The following is a 16,884-nucleotide window of genomic DNA, read 5'->3' on the forward strand; positions in this document are numbered from 1 at the left end:
GGCTACCTGATGCAGACATTACGCGCCACGCTCTCTGTACCGGAGGCCAGCACGCGGCCATTGAACAGATACATGGCAATCACGCTGACATCGCCTGCCTGCAAATGCGGGAAGACATACTTTTGCACGTCCTCATCGCGGCTTTTGTCACCCAGGCCACGACTGTGTTGTGTGACGGTGATTTTAAGCAGGTTGTGGTTGAACTCACCGTTAAACCACACTGCACGATGAATCGGAGTGATCGGTGCCGTCAGTTGCCCATCCTCAAAACGCGAAAGCGTGCCGAGATAGCTTAAATGGCCCTGGCTGAAGCCATCGCGATAACTGCGGTAAATCCCCTGCGTCAGCACCCATTCACGCTCACTTTTGATGTCATAAAATGCCAGCGGAAACAGGCACTGGGACTGCTGTGTGGTGGTGGTCAGCCAGCGACCGATCACGGCAGAAAACGCCAGCACAAAGCAACCGATAAACAGCCAGAGCTGCGGGGATTTAATTGACGCGAAAATAGAACGACTCGCATGCATTGTTCGCTTCCTCAAAGGGGTGTTGGCACGCAATCACACCCTGATGTTGCGGATTGTTGGCTGAACTGAGGGTGACGTACAGCACGCTGGCCGCAGGTTTATCCGGGTTCGTCTCCAGTACATAACGGCGATAAGTGCGTAACGTGGTTTCAATTAAGGCGTGCTGCGTGTGATGTCCTTTCGGCACCCAGACGCTGCTGCCAGCAGGGATGGACGGTCCCTGCCAGCTGACAAAATCAATCGGTTTTGGCGTAAGCAGAAAAAAGTGTTGTACCAGTAAAGCCACCAGACACCCGGCAGTGATGCCAGCGACGGTGACGCCTGCTACTCGCCGCCCATTCAGCGGGCTCCGTGCCGGTAGCGAAAGGGGCATTGTCAGTGCGGCGGGTTGCTCGACGGCTGGCGGCGTATTGATGATCAAGCGGTAACCGCTGCGCGTGACGGCCAGCAGGCTAATCTGCTGCTCAAGTTCCAGCGACATCAATGCACGGCGCAGTTTATTGATCATCACGCGCACGCTGTTATCGGTGGCGGCATAACCGGCACGACGCCAGCCAATCTCCATCAGCTGTTCATGCGTCAGCACTTCGCCTTGCGCCTCCGCGAGTGCATACAGGCAGCGCGCGGCGCTGGCGGGCAGCGTCACGGACATATCATCCAGCGTCCGGCTCAGGATGCGCGTACGTCGATCTAATCTGGCCGCCTGACCAAGCAAGATTGTGTTAGGCATAGAGAAGTCGTCTATCAATTAGGGTAAAGAGCGAGTCGGTTGTTAATGTTATTTTTGTGCTAACCGAACCCATTTTTTGCGGCTAAAGAGTGCCAGATTTTCAGCGCTCTCCCGCGTTTATTTTCCCGAAAGCCACCCAAAATCCTCTTAATCATTAAGGTTATTTATTTGATCTAACCCGTAAGATTTATAGAGTTATTTTTTATCGATTATTAACAAGGCTTATGGCCGTTTCACGTTAGTTGTTCGGTTAAAAATGATTAGTATTTTTCATCAGAAAATTGCGGGCAGAAGCAAAAAAGCCCTCCACGGGGAGGGCGAAAATTGCACGCTGAATGCAATTAAGGAGAGGCACTAATTAACGCAGCAGGCTCAGCACGTTCTGCGGCACCTGATTTGCCTGCGACAGCACCGAAACACCCGCTTGCTGCAGGATGTTGGCGCGGCTCATGGCGGAGACTTCTACCGAGAAGTCCGCATCCTGAATGCGCGAACGCGCTTCGCTGGTGTTGATGACGGTAGAGTTGAGGTTGGCAATGATCGAGCCAAAGCGGTTTTGAATCGCACCCAGATCCGAGCGGAAGCTGTTGACGTCGGTCATGGCGCTATCGAGACGTTCCAGCAGATGGTTAGCGACCTTCTGCACTTCATGAGTGTCACGCGCACTGGCATCAGCTACCGCGGTAGCGCCGCCTGCGGCATCATCCCAGGTAAAGGATTTCACTTCACCGTCTTTGTTGATGGCGAAGTAATTGCCGTTGTCGGCTTTGAAGATCTGCATCTCGGTATCCGCCATGTCGGCACCGAAGATGTCATTGGACATCTGATTCAGCGTGGCTTCATCAATCAGTTTGCTACCGATTTGCGCGCCGATGCCCTGACTTTTCAGGTTCTTCAGATCGCTTGGGCCATTGCGCAGGATATCGATGTCGAGGTCGGAGATTTTCTCTTTCACTGACACGGTATCGATGGTTGTAGGGTTACCTGGCGTGCCATCGGTAAATGCGATGTTTAACTCGACCTGGCTACCCGGGATGGCAGAGTCTGCCGCAAAGAAGCGCATATTGCCTTTGCCGTCATCGACGGTGAAAACTTCAGTGGTGGCAGCAGCACCACCAATTGCAGTGGCGATCTTGCCAAGTTCAGCGGTGGTCAGTTCAAACTGCTCGGTCATACCTGGTACTGTGAACGTATCACCATCAGCCCGAGCCGTCCCTGCAGCAGTAAACTTCGAATCCATCGGCAGACTGTCGATGATTTTCTCAAAGTCTTTAGCAAAGGTATCCAGACCCAGCGAACCCAGCGCCATTTTTGGCAGCTTAATATCAATGGTCTGGCCATCTTTATCACCGATCTGAATCGACAGTTTTTCCTGCGATCCATCCAGCATTTTCACGCCGTTGAAGTTGGTGGATTCGGCGATACGGCCGATTTCATCCAGACGTGCGGTGATTTCTTTTTTGATCGACTCGCGGTCTTCTTTGGAGTTGGTGCCGTTCTTCGCCTGCACCGTCAGTTCACGAATACGTTGCAGGTTTTCATTCACTTCTTCCAGCGCGCCTTCAGTGGTTTGCGCCAGTGAAATGCCGTCATTGGCATTGCGCGTTGCCTGCGTTAAACCGCGCACAGATGAGGTGAAGCGGTTAGAGATGGCCATACCGGCGGCATCATCTTTGGCGCTGTTAATACGCAGGCCCGAAGAGAGGCGCTCAATCGCTGTTCCCAGTGAGTTCTGTGATTTGTTCAGGTTGTTTTGAGCCATCAGACTCAGTGCGTTGGTATTAATGACCTGGGCCATAATCGATATCCTTTTTTCCAGTGAATGCTGCTTAAGCGTGGCAGCGGGAATATGCGTGAGAGGTGACGCATACCTTATTCATCGGGGCAGCCATCAGGTGCTGAAATAATTTTTTGTTTTTTCATGCAAAGGCAAAAAATCACGACAGGTTTGTCGCTATATCGAGACTTAAGACGATGGATAAAAATCATTGTGTAAATTATTAAGCGAAATCCTGCCGGCACCGATGGGAAGAGTTGATACCCTCGATGAATCAAGGAATTTAAAAATGACGACACCTATTTCAGGATTGGGCGGATCCGGCTTAGATATCCCCGCGCTGATGGAGCAGATTAAAAATGGGGAGAGCAAGAAACTGAATCCCTATTTAAATAAGCAGAGTAAATTTAACGGCCAGGTATCGTCATGGGGAAAAATATCCAATTCACTGGCCTCGTTAAAATCGAATCTGGATAAGCTGCAGAATGAAGGTTTTAACGGTGTCAGCATTGGCGATAATAAAGCTTTTAAAGCCACAGCCGGAAAAGGCGCGATTCCCGACAGCTATTCAGTGATTGTCGAAAAATTGGCAAAAGCACACAAAATTGGCTCGCCGGAGCAGGACAGTAACAGCGCACAGCTGGGGGATGGCTCGGCAACGCGCACTCTGACCATCACGCTGGGCAACGGTAAACCGCTGTCGGTGGAGCTGAAAGATGATGAAACCTCGCTGGCGCAAGTGGCGAAGAAGATCAATGCGCAGAATGGCGATGTCAGCGCCTCAGTGATGCCTGCCGAAGGCGGCAAGTTTCAGCTGGTGGTGACCTCGAAAAAAACCGGCAGTGACGGCCAAATCAAGATGGAAGTCAGCGGAGATAGCCAGCTGGCCGGTGTACTCAACTACGATCCCAAAGCCGCCAATGTGCCGGGAGATCCGGGTTACGATCCAACGCGCATGAAGCAGATCAGCGCTGCGCAAAATGCACTGATGAAAATCGATGGCATCACGGTGGAGCGCAGTTCAAACACCATCAGCGATGCGATTGAAGGCATTACTTTTGAGCTGCGTGAAGTCTCGGAAAAAGATCCGGACGATCCCGGTCAGTTTAAGCCTGAAACGCTGTCAGTGACGGCGGATACTTCAAAGGTGAAAAGCCTGATTGAGGAGTTCATCAATAATTACAACAGCTTCCTCAGTACTTCCGCCAGCGCCAGCACCTATAAGCCACCGGAAAAAAATTCCGATGAGCAGAACAAGCAAAATGGCCCACTGTTCAGCGATGGCACCTTACGCCGTCTGAACAGCCAGATGAAATCGGCTGCCGGCGGCAACTATGGTGAGTCGAGCGAGTTGTATCACTCGCTAGCCAGTATCGGTATCACCGTGAAGTTCGAGGAGTTAAAGCCCGGCGAAGATCGCACCGCGACGCTGGGCACGCTGAGTATCGACAGTAAAAAGCTGGATGCCGCGTTGAAAGAGCACCCGAAAGAGGTGGAAGCGCTGTTCCTTGGTAAAGACGGTGCGCAGGGCATCAAGGGCCAGATGGGCGAGGTGTTCAAAAGTTATCTGGGCGATAACGAGTCGATCCCCAAAACGGAAGGCACCATCGCTTCGACTGTTAAAGGGCTTAAAGATCAAGAAGCGCGGGTTGCGAAGCAGATCGAGCGCATGGAACAGCGCATCGAAGAGAGCCTGAAGCGCCAGCAGAAAGAGTTTATGCGTCTGGATAAAGCGATGACGGATATGCAGGCAATGAGCAATCAGTTGCAGGGTGCGCTGGCAGGATTAGGCTGAGGAACGGGCGATGTACGGTCAAACCGGTAACCGCGCCTATTCTGCGGTTTCATTAGAGAGCCAGGTAAGCGGCGCAACACCGCACCAGCTGATCGCGCTGTTGTTCGAAGGCGCGATCAATGCCATGCGCCGCGCTGAGATCTATTTTCAAACCGGCAATGTTGCCCGGGGAGGCGAGATGATCTCACGTGCGATTAACATCATTGATAACGGTTTGCGTGCCGGGCTTGATCATCAGGTGGGCGGGCAGATCGCCGCCGATCTGGAGCGGTTGTATGAGTATGTGTCGCGCAATTTGCTGTTGGCGAGTGTCAATCAATCGGCTGAGTCGTTGCCGCAACTGATTACGTTAATGGTGGAGATGTCCGATACCTGGAAAGCCATTGATCCGCAGGTGAAATATGCTCAGTGATGTGAAAGAGCAGATTCAAGCCTTGCTGGCACTGAACCAGCGGCTGATTGCACTGGCGCAACAGGACGGGTGGGAGGTATTCAGCGAGGAGATTGTGGAGTATACACAGCGGATGAAAGCGCTGTGTGCGTGTGATTTCAGTCAGGCGGATGCAGTGTGTTTAGCGCAGTTACTGGCGGAGGCTGCGCAGTTGATGCAGTGCATTCCGGCTCGTCTGGCAATGCTACAAAGTGAGATCGCCGCGCTGCGTAAATCCCGTCACTCTGCTCGTGCTTATGCGGTGTCGTAGGACATGGGTGCTGGCGCGAGCCCGCACCCAGCCCCCTAAACACTGATATCGTATTTCCTGCCCACCACCGCTGGGCCAGACTCTCCGTCAGACCCGTATAGCGTATGATGATGCCCCAGCTGATCCACCACCTTCTGCACCCGCTGGGTTTTCTCCAGATGATGTTGTAAACGTGACTCAACTTCACTATTCAAAGCCTTACTGCGACGGACGCGTTCGGTGATTTGCTGCCAGCACACAAACAACTGCACGCGATGCGGATAGGGCGCGGCAATGGCTAAGCGTGTCTCCTGCTGGATCCGCATCTCATCGTGATGCTGCAAGGTCGCAAGTAACTGACTCTTGCTGTCGGTGAGCACCTGCAGCGCCACAGGGTTAATCTGGGGGCGATCAAGCTGGTTCGCCTCGGCCACCATAATGGCATCCAGCTCCTCCAGCGTGCTTTTCATCTGAAGCAGTGTTGTATGCAGTGTCTCCATCACTTAAACACCTCACTGTTGTGGCGAGATAAGGGAGTGCACCATGCCGCGCGCGATCTCTTCTACGGCAATCGGCAAATCACCGGCTTCCAGTGCGGTGCGCAATTCGACAACGCGTGCGACATTCACATCGCGGCTATCGTCCGTCTGGAGTTGTTTCATCACACTGCTCAGGCTCACGGTGCTTTGACGCTCCGCATCCGGGCGGGCGCGGAGTGATTGTGGTGAGGAGCGGGCAGGTAGCTCATGCGTGCCCGCAATGGGTGAAACAGGTTGAGTTCGGTCAATCATGGGATCCTCGAAAGCAATAGGTTGTATAGCCTTTACATCGGGGATCGCTGAGAAATCTAAAAATTATTGTGTTAGCGAGATCACCACCAAACCGCCGGCGCTGACAAGCCCGCTTAGCGTCTGTCCATTGCGCATCTGCACTCGCAACGTGTCGTTTTCCGCCGCATGATGCAGCGCCTTGCCCTGACTGCGCACACGAAATCCCTCGCCGAGTGTGATTACCTCCACCGTCTGACCGGCACGCAATAACCTCGGCTGGCGCAATTGCTGAGATAACAGCGGCTTGCCCGCTTCAACGTCACGTATCAGGCGCTGGCCGAGGATATCGCGCTGCTGAAAGATCAAACCCGCAGGTTGCCCGGCCAGATCGCCACGCTGCGCCACGATATCGCCCGCTTGCAGCACATGTCCGGCAGGCAAAGACGTTCGTGCTGCCCACCAGCGTCCCTGAGCGTGAATACGGATGGCTAAAAAGTGCTTACGCGCACCACAGCGTGCGACCAGCGTTCGCCTACCGGTCAGACGCGAATCTTTACCCGCCAGACTCAATACGGGCGCATCACACAGGGCTGCCAGCTGTTCTGACGTCGCCAGCAGCGTTGCGCTGCGTACAATCTCACCCTGGTTATCGGGGAGTTTTAATAACGCATCCAGCTTAGGCTGCAAGCGCTGCTCAGCCGCAGTGCTGGCTTGCGCCGGCGCGGAAAGGGCTACGAGAAATAAAATGATCGGGCGTAAAACATCATGTCTCATCAGGATGCCTTTTATATCGTCATCCCCGTTATGATAAATGGAATAATGAATATTCAAACGAGCTAAATAGTCTCGTTTATGAAGGTAATTAACCGGGTATGTATTTAACAGACTAATAACCCCTATTTCTGTGCACTCTTCACAGTGTGATATTTCATTATTCCTGATTAGACTGCTGATGTTTGGATAACGAGAGGCAGGATCTCCCTTATTATGAACACTAAACTCGATGAGGCGTTTCGCTTTCAACAGCATGCGCTCAATATACTCTCTCGCCGTCAGGACGTGCTGGCGGCCAATATTGCCAATGCGGATACGCCGGGCTACCTGGCAAGGGATATCGATTTCTCTCAGCAATTAAAAAGTGCCATGGCATCTCCTGCTGCTGGTAAATCAGCGGTGTCTTTGTCATTAACCGCAGACCGTCATATCGCGGCGCAATCGACAAATTTCAATGACGATAGCCTGTTATATCGCATTCCCGATCAGCCCAGTGCCGATGGTAATAGCGTCGATATGGATCGCGAGCGCGTTAATTTTGCAGACAACGCCCTGAAATACCAATCCAGCCTCACTTTTCTTGGGGCGGATATAAAGAAAATGATGACCGTGCTGAGTCAGGGGTAAATAAATGGCGTTATTTAGCGTATTTGATATTGCCGGTTCGGCGATGGCGGCGCAATCGCAGCGGCTCAACGTTAGCGCCAGCAATATGGCCAATGCCGACAGTGTGGCGGGTCCCGATCAGCAGCCTTATCGCGCCCGCCAGGTGTTGTTTCGTGTTGATGCCGCGCCGGGCAGTGAGATCGGCGGCGTCAGGGTCAGTGAGGTGGTGGAGAGCAGTGCACCCGAACGTCTGGAGTATCAGCCGGGCCATCCGCTTGCAGATCCGCAGGGCTATGTGCGCATGCCCAACGTCAATGTGGTGCACGAGATGGTCAACACGCTCTCGGCCTCACGCAGCTATCAGGCCAACGTCGAAGTGATGAACTCCGCCAAAGCGCTGATGCAGAAAACGCTCACTCTCGGCCAATAAGGAAGTGCAAACGTGATACCTCAGGTCAATAACAACAATGGCAGCGGCGACGGATCGGGCAGCAGTGCAGGCGATCTTAGCGCCAGCTTTCTGAAACTGCTGGTGGCGCAGATGCAAAACCAGGATCCCACCAATCCGATGGACAACAACCAGCTCACCTCGCAGCTGGCGCAGTTCTCTACGGCGGCGGGCGTCGAAAAGCTCAATAGCTCAGTGGCGGATGTACAGGCGCTGATGGCGCAACTGGGCGGCATGGGTACCGCCGCATGGGTCGGTCGCAGCATTCTGATTGAGGGCGACCCGAAAGTAACATTTGGCGGTAGCGAAGAGGAGGGCGAAGGGGCGAACGACACCTTTAGCTTCCTGCTGGGTGGTGAAGCCGAAACGGTCACCGTCACGTTCACCGATGCTGAAGGCAACAGCTACACCGCACAGCTGAAGAACGTGAAGGCGGGCGTGAAGACCTTCACCCTCGACGATTTACAAAACTTCCAGCCGGAACCCGGCCCGCCGCAGGATCGGGAATACACCCTGAGCTTTGACGCGAAAAACCCTGACGGCGAGCCGCCAAAAATCTCCGGGTTGATTCAGGAACAAGTGCAGGGCGTCACCATTACGCCGGACGGCGCGGTGCTGCATCTGCTCGACCACGATCCCATCCGTATCGGCGATGTGGTGGTAATCCAAAAATAGTGCCTCACTTACTCTCTGGGAAACATTATGAGCTTTTCACAAGGTCTTAGCGGCCTCAACGCCGCCTCCAAAGCCCTCGATGTTGTGGGTAACAACATTGCTAACTCGCAAACCAGTGGCTTTAAAAGCGGCTCGATCACCTTCTCCGATATTTTCGCCGGGTCGGTGGGATTGGGCGTACAGGTCTCCAACGTCAACCAGAACTTCGCTGACGGCGGGATCAATTTCACCGGCGGCAAGCTGGACATGGCGCTGAGTGGGCGCGGGTTCTTCCGCATGGAGAACGAGGCTGGCGGCGTGTTTTACGGACGCAACGGTCAGTTCGACAGTGATGCTGACGGCAATATTTACAACAAAAGCAATGGCCTGTTCCTCACTGGCTTTCAGGCGACCGGTACGCCGCCGACTATTGAACCCGGCGCGCCGGTGGACAAAATCCGTATTCCCACAGACGATATGCCGCCAAATGCCTCGTCCAAAGGATCACTGAACGGCAACCTGAAAGCAGACGACGATAACGTCATCACCGACCCGTTTAATCACGAAGACCAAAAAACCTATAACTACAGCAGCCAGATTGAAGCCACTGACAGTCTCGGCAATAAGCACACTATCAAACTCTACTTTGTGCAGACTGCGGAGGGGGAATGGAAGGCCTATGCGCGCGATGAAACTGCGCCCGATCCCGCTGGTTACAGCGAACTGGAGCTGAATTTTAATTCCAGCGGCCAGATTGACATGCCGGATGCCAACATCAACATCAAAGGTCTGTCGCTGAACGGATCGGAGCCGCTGGATATCAATCTGGATCTCTCTGCTATCACCAAATACAGCGGTGACAGCAGCATCAAACTCAACGAGATCGATGGCCAGGCACCGGGCAAATATCAAAACTTTGTCATCGGTGATAACGGCGAGATCGTGGTCACCTACAGCAACGGCAAGAAACAGACCGTGGCGCAGATTGTGCTGGCTGATTTCCCCAACAGCGGCGGTCTGTCGCCTCAGGGCGGCAATGCCTGGGCGGAGTCCCCCGGCTCCGGTCAGCCCTTCCTTGGCATTGCCGGAAGCGGCAGCTTTGGCAGTTTCAAGGGCAGTTCGCTGGAGGGTTCAAACGTCGATATGGGGCAGGAGATGGTCAACATGATCATCTATCAACGCAACTACCAGTCCAATTCTCAGACCATCAAAACCCAATCCGAACTGCTGCAAACGCTGACTAACCTGCGTTAAGGACATCGACGATGGATCGCGCCATTTATACCGCCATGACGGCCGCGGAGGCGGCGTTAAACCGCCAGGCCGTGACCTCCAACAATTTGGCAAACAGTTCCACCGCAGGCTTTCGCGCTCAGCTGGCGGCCTTCCGCGCCGTGCCGGTCAACGGTGACAGCCTGCCCACGCGTGCGCTGGTGGCGGCTTCGACCCCGATGCATGACAGCAGCATGGGGCCGATTACCCACACCGGACGCAGTCTCGACGTGGCCCTGCCGCAAAACGCCTGGCTTAGCGTGGCGTTAGAAGATGGCAGCGAAGGTTACACCCGCAACGGCAACATCGAGGTTGATAACGAAGGGGGCTTGCGCGTCAACGGCAGGCCGCTGATGGGCGATGGCGCACCGCTGACGGTGCCACCGCAATCGTACGTCACCGTGGCCGCCGATGGCACGATTTCCGCGCTGGGTGCTGGCAATGATGCCACCGCGGTGGTGCCGGTCGGTCGCATCAAGCTGGTCAGTGCGCAGATGAGCGAGTTGCGGCATGGCGATGATGGCCTGTTCCGTGCCGCAACCGGGAATGCGCTGGCGCAGGATGAGACGCTGCGTCTCAACCCGGAAGCGCTGGAGGGCAGTAATGTCAGCCCGGTGCACACCATGGCCGAGATGATCGCTAACTCGCGCGGTTTCGACATGAACATGAAAGTGATCCGCAGCGCCGATGAAAACGCGCAGAAAGCCAATCAGTTATTAAGCGTGGGCTAAGCGCCTGCCAGGGAGATCTCAATGATCCGATCGTTATGGATTGCAAAAACCGGTCTGGAAGCGCAGCAGACCAATATGGATGTCATTTCCAACAACCTCGCCAACGTTAACACCAACGGCTTCAAGCGCCAGCGCGCGGTGTTCCAGGATCTGCTGTATCAAACCTTGCGTCAGCCGGGTGCGCAGGCCTCGGAACAGAGCACGCTGCCCAGCGGTTTGCAGTTGGGCACCGGCGTGCGCCCGGTTTCGACGCAGCGGATCCACACCCAGGGTGGCTATAACGAAACCGGCAATGAAACCGATGTCGCGATTGAGGGCAAAGGGTTCTTCCAGTTGCAAATGCCCGATGGCAGCACCGCGTATACCCGCGATGGGCACTTCGATAAAAACGAGAACGGTGAGTTGGTGAATGCGGAGGGCCATCCGGTGCAGCCGGGAATTGTGATCCCGCCGGATGCGAAAACCCTGTCGATCAGCAATGACGGCATCGTCAGCGTGACGCAGCCCGGTCAGGCGCAGCCACAGCAAATCGGCCAACTAACCCTGGCGACCTTTATCAACGAAGCCGGGCTGGAAAGCGTGGGCGGCAATCTGTACCGCGAAACCCAGTCATCTGGCGCACCGAACGAGCTGAATCCGGGCATGGAAGATGCCGGTTCGCTAAAGCAAAAGTACGTTGAGACCTCCAACGTCAACGTCGCGGAAGAGTTGGTCACCATGATCCAGGTGCAGCGCGCCTATGAGATCAACAGCAAAGCGGTATCGGCTTCTGACCAGATGCTGCAACGCCTCACGCAGCTGTAGTGCTCAACACAGGAATCAACATGCGACGTGTGGTGATTATGAGTGCCGCGCTGCTGGCGAGCGGCTGTGCACATATTTTACAGCAGCCGTTGGTAGCGGGGCCGACTTCGGCCGCTCCGTTACCGATGGCAATGTTCGCCAGCGGCGGTTCGTTGTTTATGGCGGGGCAGGGCATGAATTACGGCTATCAGCCGCTGTTTGAGGATCGGCGCCCGCGCAACGTGGGTGACACCTTAACCATCCTATTGCAGGAAAACGTCAGCGCCAGCAAAAGCGCGTCGGCCAACGCCAATCGTAATGGCTCGGCGGGCATGGAGCTGCTCTCGGTGCCGGACAAGCTTAATCGCTGGCTGGGTGACGGCAAGTGGGATCTGGATGCCAAAGGCAAGAACGATTTCAGCGGCAAAGGTGGTGCGGCGGCGCGCAATACCTTTACCGGCACCATTACCGTCACGGTGAATCAGCTGCTGCCCAACGGCAATCTTGGCGTGGTGGGCGAAAAGCAGATCGCCATCAATCAAGGCACCGAATTCATTCGTTTTTCCGGCGTGGTGAACCCGCGCACCATCAGCGGCAGCAACACCGTGCCTTCCACGCAGGTGGCGGATGCACGCATCGAATATGTCGGCGATGGCTACATCAATGAAGCCCAAACCATGGGTTGGCTGCAACGCCTGTTTCTCAACCTTTCACCTTTTTGAGATCACCATGAACAGAGCCTTTGTTGTTTTTATTGCCAGCCTGCTGAGCCTTAGCGTGCTGCCCGCCGCACAGGCCGAACGTATCCGCGATCTGGTCACCGTGCAGGGCGTGCGTTCTAACGCGCTGATGGGCTATGGGCTGGTGGTGGGATTGGACGGCACCGGCGATCAAACCATGCAGGCACCGTTTACCGGGCAAAGCCTGACGAACATGCTGTCGCAGCTCGGTATTACTGTGCCGCCTGGCACCAATATGCAGCTCAAAAATATTGCGGCGGTAATGGTGACCGCGGAGCTGCCGCCGTTTGCGCGACCCGGTGAAAAACTGGATATTTTAGTCTCTTCACTGGGCAATGCCAAAAGCTTGCGCGGTGGCACCTTGCTGATGACGCCCCTGAAGGCCGCCGACAACCAGATCTACGCCATGGCGCAGGGCAACGTGCTGATCTCCGGCGCAGGTGCGCAGGCAGGCGGCAGCCGCGTGCAAGTCAATCAACTGAATGGCGGCCGAATCAGTGCGGGTGCTACCGTTGAACGTGAAGTACCGAATGATTTCGCTCAGCAGAGCGTGGTGCGTTTGCAGTTGAATCACTCCGATTTCTCGCTGGCGCAGCAGATCAGCGATGCCATCAATCAGCGTTACAGCGGAGGGGCGGCCATCGCGGAAGATGCGCGCACGGTGCGCCTGTTTGCGCCCGCTGATGGCCCTTCCCGCGTGCGATTTCTTGCCAATATCCAGAACATCCCGCTACGCGTGGCGGTGCAGGATGCCAGAGTGGTGGTCAACTCGCGTACCGGATCGGTGGTGATCAATCGCCACGTTACGCTGGAGAGCTGCGCGGTGGCGCATGGATCGCTGTCGGTAGAAGTGGCGCAAAGTAATGTGGTCAGCCAACCCAACACGCCGTTTGCCGGCGGTGAAACGGTGGTGACGCCGCAAACGGATATCTCGGTGCGTGATAGCGGCGGTGCGCTGCAAAATGTACGCAGCAGCACCGATCTTAACAATGTGGTGCGAGCGTTAAATACCTTAGGCGCTACGCCCAATGAGTTGATGGCGATACTGCAGGCGATGAAAAATGCGGGCTGCCTGCGCGCGCGTCTGGAGTTCGAATGATGATCGCCGATCGTTCGGCATTTGATCTGCGTTCGCTGGATGCGCTCAAGCGCGAAGCAAAGCGCTCCTCACCTGAAGCGCTGCAGGCTGCTGCACAGCAGATGGAAGGCATTTTTGTGCAGATGATGATGAAGAGCATGCGCGATGCCACCTTCAAAGATGAACTAATGCACAGCGCGGCTTCTGACATGTTTACTGCGATGCACGACCAGCAGGTGGCGCAGGAAATCGCCCGCAGTGGCCAATTGGGATTTGCCGAAATGATTGTACGGCAATCAGGTGGTGGCGATATGCGCTCCCCGATCCCGCCGCCGCGCCGCGCCAGTGGTCCACTGCGCTTACCTGCGCCGCTGGCCTTTTCTCCTCAGACTGAAAGCACACATCCCTTTATCGCACGCTTACTGCCTGCTGCGCAGCGGGTGGCGCAGCAAACCGGCCTGCATGCGCATTTGATCGTGGCGCAGGCGGCACTGGAGTCGGGTTGGGGCCAGCGTGAAATTCCGGCCGCCGATGGTTCCCCGAGTCATAACCTGTTTGGCATTAAAGCCAGCGCGGGCTGGCGGGGAAAAACCAGTGAAATTACCACCAGCGAATACATCAATGGCGTGAAACAGCAGGTAAAAGCGGTATTTCGCGTCTATGACTCTTACGAGCAGGGGCTGGGCGATTATGCCGCGCTGTTAAGCCACAACGCGCGCTACCAGTCAGTGGTGCGCGCCACCTCAGCGGAGCAGGGTGCTAGCGCCCTGCAATCCAGCGGCTATGCCACCGATCCCGCTTATGCGCAAAAGCTTATCTCGCTGATTAATAAGGTTAAGACCACGCTGCAACAACCTGCTGCCGCCTATCAAAGTGATCTGACGAAAATATTTTAATCCGGTGTTTTAGAGAATCGGCGAATCACCGATGAAAGGTAGAGAGCAACCTCAAAGACAAGCGGTGGATAGCGATGAACAACCTGTTTAATTTAGCCCGAAGTGGTTTAAGCACCGGTCAGGCGGCCCTGAGTGTGGTGGGCAGTAATCTGACTAACGGCATGTCCGACAACTACAGCCGCCGCAATATTTTGATTGGTGAATCAGGCGGCATGAATACCTCGCTGGGCTTTTTTGGTTACGGTGCCCAGGTGAATGGCGTCGATCGCGCTTATGACGCATTTGCCAATTCACAACTGCGCGGCTCTATCAGCAACTGGGCCGGGCTGAAAGGGCGACAGGAGCAACTGTCTGAAATCGACAACATGCTCGGCGACGAATCCGACAACGTCTCGGTTTCACTTAACAATCTGTTCAAGGCCATGGCCACGCTGAGCGGTGATGCTTCTGATGGGCCAGCGCGTTCCGCACTATTTAGTGCGCTGGGTGTATTAACGCAGCGCTTTAACGACAGCGGTAAAAAACTCACTGGGCTGGAGAAAAGCACCAACACGCACATTGAGCAGAGCGTGAAGGACATCAACAGCTACAGCGACCAGTTAGCCAATATCAATAAACAGCTGGAGCGAGTGCAGGCGCAGGGCGGTAATCCCCCCGCTGATCTGCTGGACCAACGCGATGGCTTGCTGGAAAAGCTCAGCGAACAGCTGGGTGTTGAGGTCACTGAAGACAAAGCCTCGGGCCGTGTGGATGTGACTCTGCCTGATGGGCGCCCCCTTATCGCCGGCGATCGCGCCTATAAGTTACAAACCTCGCCGTCCGCCAGCGATCCCAATAAAACCGTGGTCTCTTACGTGGGTCACAATGGCAAGCCTGAGCCACTGAGTGAAACCAGCGTCACCAAAGGCCGTCTCGCCGGATTATTTAAGTTCCGTAATGACGATCTGGCGGTGGCGCGCAATGAGTTGAACCATATCGCTTTTATGATGGCGAGCCGCTTAAACGAACAGCACCATGCGGGCTTCGATGCGGACGGCAATCCCGGTCAGGATCTGTTCTCGCTGCCGGAGATCAAAGCCCTCGCTAATAGCCAAAACACCGGCAGCGGCCGGCTCGATTCCATCCGTGTTACCGACTACAAAGCGGTGAATGCCGAAGATTATAACGTCAGCTTTGATGGCACAGACTGGCATGTTACCGGTGCGGATGGTCGCACGGTTCCGGCGACGGTGACGGGCGGCATGCTGTCATTTGACGGCGTGGAAATCGATCTACCTGCTGGCGTGAATGCGGGCGACAGCTTTAGCCTCAATCCGATGGCCGGTGCTGCTGAAGGGATTGGCCGTGCCCTGGACAGCGCCAGCAAATTTGCCGCCTCTGATGATCCTGCTGGCGGCAGTTCCAATAACAAAAATCTGGAACTGATGCTGAAAATTCAGGATGAAAAACTGATCGGCAAAAATACGCTCACCGATGCCTATACCCAACTGGTTGGCACCATCGGCTCCAATGCGCGCGCGGTTAATTCCGGACTGGAATCGGCCAAAATAGATCTCGATGACAAATTCAACACCAAACAGTCGCTTAGCGGCGTTGATATGAATGAAGAGATGGTGAATATGCAGATGTTTATGCAGTACTACCAGGCCAACAGTCAAATATTGCAAACCGCCACCACGTTATTTGACACGCTGCTATCGATTAAATAAAGGAGTCAGCGATGCGATTAAGCACTTTATATATGTTCAAACAGAATGCGGAAAGTATGTCGCAGCGTGTGAGTGAGAATAACAATATTTACTTGCGCCTCTCGGCAGGTAAATCACTGTTACGCGCATCAGACGATCCGCAAGGTGCCACCGACGCGGTAAAAAACCAGGACGCGCTGGCAAAACTGGAGTTGTACCGCAGCGTGCGATCCGGCGCGCGCAGTGCCATGGAGCACGAGGAGAGTATTCTCAGCAGCGTCGGCAGTATCATCACTACCAGCCTGACGGAGAAAATCATCGCGGCGAAAAGCGATACCTATTCCGCAGAAGACCGCGCTGCGCTGGGAAAAGAGTTATCCGGCATTCGCGGCACCTTATTTGATCTTGCTAATACGCGCGACAGTCAGGGACGCTATATTTTCTCGGGTTATCATAGTGATACTGCACCCTTTGATGCGGCAGGAAATTATCAGGGCGGTAGCGAAGCGCGCCAGCAAACCGTAGCAGATGGCACTGGCATGTCGGTTAGCCGACTGGGCGATGCGGTATTTGGTGACATCTTTGCCGATCTGGATAAGGCGGTGGCGGAGTTGAGCCGTGATCCTATCGACAGAGACGAACTGGAGAAAGCCCTGAGCGCTGCCAGCCAGGCGGTCGACAAAGGCATGGATCGATTGGGCAAAGCGCAGGCTGAACTGGGCACCCATCTGCAGCAACTTGATAGCCTCGATTTAAGCGGTGAGAGTTTGATCAATGACACCATCGTCAAAGTACAAAATGCGATTGGCGCAGATTACGGCACCATGACATCGTTAATTATGGATTCTAAGATGTCTGAATATGCGTTAAATGCGTCGATGATGGTCTTTCAGTCGATGCAAAAAATGAACTTGTTCAATAAATTATAAATTTAC

Annotated in this window: 20 protein-coding genes; 14 read left to right on the forward strand and 6 right to left on the reverse strand. The window is 54.8% G+C overall.

The annotated features are described in order from the left end of the window. Positions 1-2: 2 nt before the first annotated feature. The 3 genes from QMZ65_RS17795 to QMZ65_RS17805 all read right to left on the reverse strand — a co-directional run bounded on the left by QMZ65_RS17795 (position 3) and on the right by QMZ65_RS17805 (position 3,055). Entirely contained in the window at positions 3-527 is a 525-nt protein-coding gene (locus tag QMZ65_RS17795; protein ID WP_097118249.1) for a hypothetical protein, read from the reverse strand. After that, entirely contained in the window at positions 493-1,257 is a 765-nt protein-coding gene (locus QMZ65_RS17800; protein ID WP_097118250.1) for a winged helix-turn-helix domain-containing protein, read from the reverse strand. Before QMZ65_RS17800 ends, QMZ65_RS17795 begins: the two co-directional genes overlap by 35 nt. Positions 1,258-1,615: 358 nt before the next feature. Next, positions 1,616-3,055 carry a flagellin N-terminal helical domain-containing protein gene (locus QMZ65_RS17805; RefSeq protein WP_097118251.1) on the reverse strand — a complete coding sequence of 480 codons (1,440 nt, stop codon included), beginning with the start codon at positions 3,053-3,055 and terminating at the stop codon, positions 1,616-1,618. A gap of 268 nt (positions 3,056-3,323) precedes the next feature. On the opposite strand from QMZ65_RS17805, the gene fliD reads away from it, so the two are divergent. From fliD to fliT, 3 genes are read left to right on the forward strand one after another with little or no spacing between them, the layout of a single operon-like run. Then, entirely contained in the window at positions 3,324-4,829 is a 1,506-nt protein-coding gene (fliD, locus tag QMZ65_RS17810; protein ID WP_283216440.1) for a flagellar filament capping protein FliD, read from the forward strand. Positions 4,830-4,839: 10 nt separating this feature from the next. Beyond that, positions 4,840-5,241: a flagellar export chaperone FliS gene (fliS, locus tag QMZ65_RS17815; RefSeq protein WP_283216441.1), complete on the forward strand. Its 402-nt coding sequence runs from the start codon at positions 4,840-4,842 to the stop codon at positions 5,239-5,241. Continuing rightward, a complete protein-coding gene (gene fliT / locus QMZ65_RS17820) occupies positions 5,231-5,530 on the forward strand; it encodes a flagellar protein FliT (RefSeq protein ID WP_283216442.1) in 300 nt (99 codons plus the stop codon). The genes fliS and fliT overlap by 11 nt, the downstream gene beginning before the upstream one ends. A 35-nt stretch (positions 5,531-5,565) precedes the next feature. Here fliT and QMZ65_RS17825 read toward each other — a convergent pair whose 3' ends face one another. From QMZ65_RS17825 to flgA, 3 genes are all read right to left on the reverse strand, one after another. After that, positions 5,566-6,009, reverse strand: a complete 444-nt coding sequence (locus QMZ65_RS17825) for a flagella synthesis protein FlgN (protein ID WP_283216443.1) — start codon at positions 6,007-6,009, stop codon at positions 5,566-5,568. A 12-nt stretch (positions 6,010-6,021) separates the two neighbouring features. Then, positions 6,022-6,300: a flagellar biosynthesis anti-sigma factor FlgM gene (gene flgM, locus QMZ65_RS17830; RefSeq protein WP_283216444.1), complete on the reverse strand. Its 279-nt coding sequence runs from the start codon at positions 6,298-6,300 to the stop codon at positions 6,022-6,024. A 63-nt stretch (positions 6,301-6,363) separates the two neighbouring features. Then, entirely contained in the window at positions 6,364-7,053 is a 690-nt protein-coding gene (gene flgA, locus QMZ65_RS17835) for a flagellar basal body P-ring formation chaperone FlgA (RefSeq protein ID WP_211729351.1), read from the reverse strand. A gap of 213 nt (positions 7,054-7,266) precedes the next feature. Between flgA and flgB the strand changes: the two genes are divergently transcribed. From flgB to flgL, 11 genes are all read left to right on the forward strand, one after another. Continuing rightward, positions 7,267-7,680, forward strand: coding sequence for a flagellar basal body rod protein FlgB (flgB, locus tag QMZ65_RS17840; RefSeq protein ID WP_283216445.1), 414 nt, complete (start codon positions 7,267-7,269; stop codon positions 7,678-7,680). A gap of 4 nt (positions 7,681-7,684) precedes the next feature. After that, positions 7,685-8,089, forward strand: coding sequence for a flagellar basal body rod protein FlgC (gene flgC / locus QMZ65_RS17845; protein WP_097118258.1), 405 nt, complete (start codon positions 7,685-7,687; stop codon positions 8,087-8,089). A gap of 12 nt (positions 8,090-8,101) precedes the next feature. Then, complete coding sequence (locus QMZ65_RS17850; RefSeq protein WP_283216446.1) at positions 8,102-8,782, forward strand: flagellar hook assembly protein FlgD; 681 nt, start codon at positions 8,102-8,104, stop codon at positions 8,780-8,782. Between the two features lie 27 nt (positions 8,783-8,809). After that, positions 8,810-10,015 carry a flagellar hook protein FlgE gene (gene flgE / locus QMZ65_RS17855; RefSeq protein ID WP_097118260.1) on the forward strand — a complete coding sequence of 402 codons (1,206 nt, stop codon included), beginning with the start codon at positions 8,810-8,812 and terminating at the stop codon, positions 10,013-10,015. Between the two features lie 11 nt (positions 10,016-10,026). Next, the gene (locus tag QMZ65_RS17860) at positions 10,027-10,764 is read left to right on the forward strand and encodes a flagellar basal body rod protein FlgF (RefSeq protein WP_283216447.1); all 738 of its coding nucleotides are present in this window, start codon (positions 10,027-10,029) and stop codon (positions 10,762-10,764) included. 21 nt (positions 10,765-10,785) lie between these two features. After that, positions 10,786-11,568: a flagellar basal-body rod protein FlgG gene (flgG, locus tag QMZ65_RS17865; RefSeq protein WP_097118262.1), complete on the forward strand. Its 783-nt coding sequence runs from the start codon at positions 10,786-10,788 to the stop codon at positions 11,566-11,568. Positions 11,569-11,588: 20 nt separating this feature from the next. Beyond that, positions 11,589-12,269 carry a flagellar basal body L-ring protein FlgH gene (locus QMZ65_RS17870; RefSeq protein WP_160833948.1) on the forward strand — a complete coding sequence of 227 codons (681 nt, stop codon included), beginning with the start codon at positions 11,589-11,591 and terminating at the stop codon, positions 12,267-12,269. Between the two features lie 7 nt (positions 12,270-12,276). Beyond that, entirely contained in the window at positions 12,277-13,386 is a 1,110-nt protein-coding gene (locus QMZ65_RS17875; RefSeq protein ID WP_283216448.1) for a flagellar basal body P-ring protein FlgI, read from the forward strand. Further along, entirely contained in the window at positions 13,383-14,261 is an 879-nt protein-coding gene (gene flgJ, locus QMZ65_RS17880; protein WP_283216449.1) for a flagellar assembly peptidoglycan hydrolase FlgJ, read from the forward strand. The genes QMZ65_RS17875 and flgJ overlap by 4 nt, the downstream gene beginning before the upstream one ends. Positions 14,262-14,335: 74 nt before the next feature. After that, on the forward strand, positions 14,336-15,970 hold the full coding sequence (gene flgK / locus QMZ65_RS17885) for a flagellar hook-associated protein FlgK (RefSeq protein WP_097118264.1): 1,635 nt from the start codon (positions 14,336-14,338) through the stop codon (positions 15,968-15,970). Positions 15,971-15,981: 11 nt separating this feature from the next. Continuing rightward, a complete protein-coding gene (flgL, locus tag QMZ65_RS17890) occupies positions 15,982-16,878 on the forward strand; it encodes a flagellar hook-associated protein FlgL (RefSeq protein ID WP_160833950.1) in 897 nt (298 codons plus the stop codon). Positions 16,879-16,884: the final 6 nt, after the last annotated feature.

It is taken from the genome of Pantoea sp. EABMAA-21, from assembly GCF_030053335.1.
GTDB lineage: Bacteria > Pseudomonadota > Gammaproteobacteria > Enterobacterales > Enterobacteriaceae > Pantoea > Pantoea communis.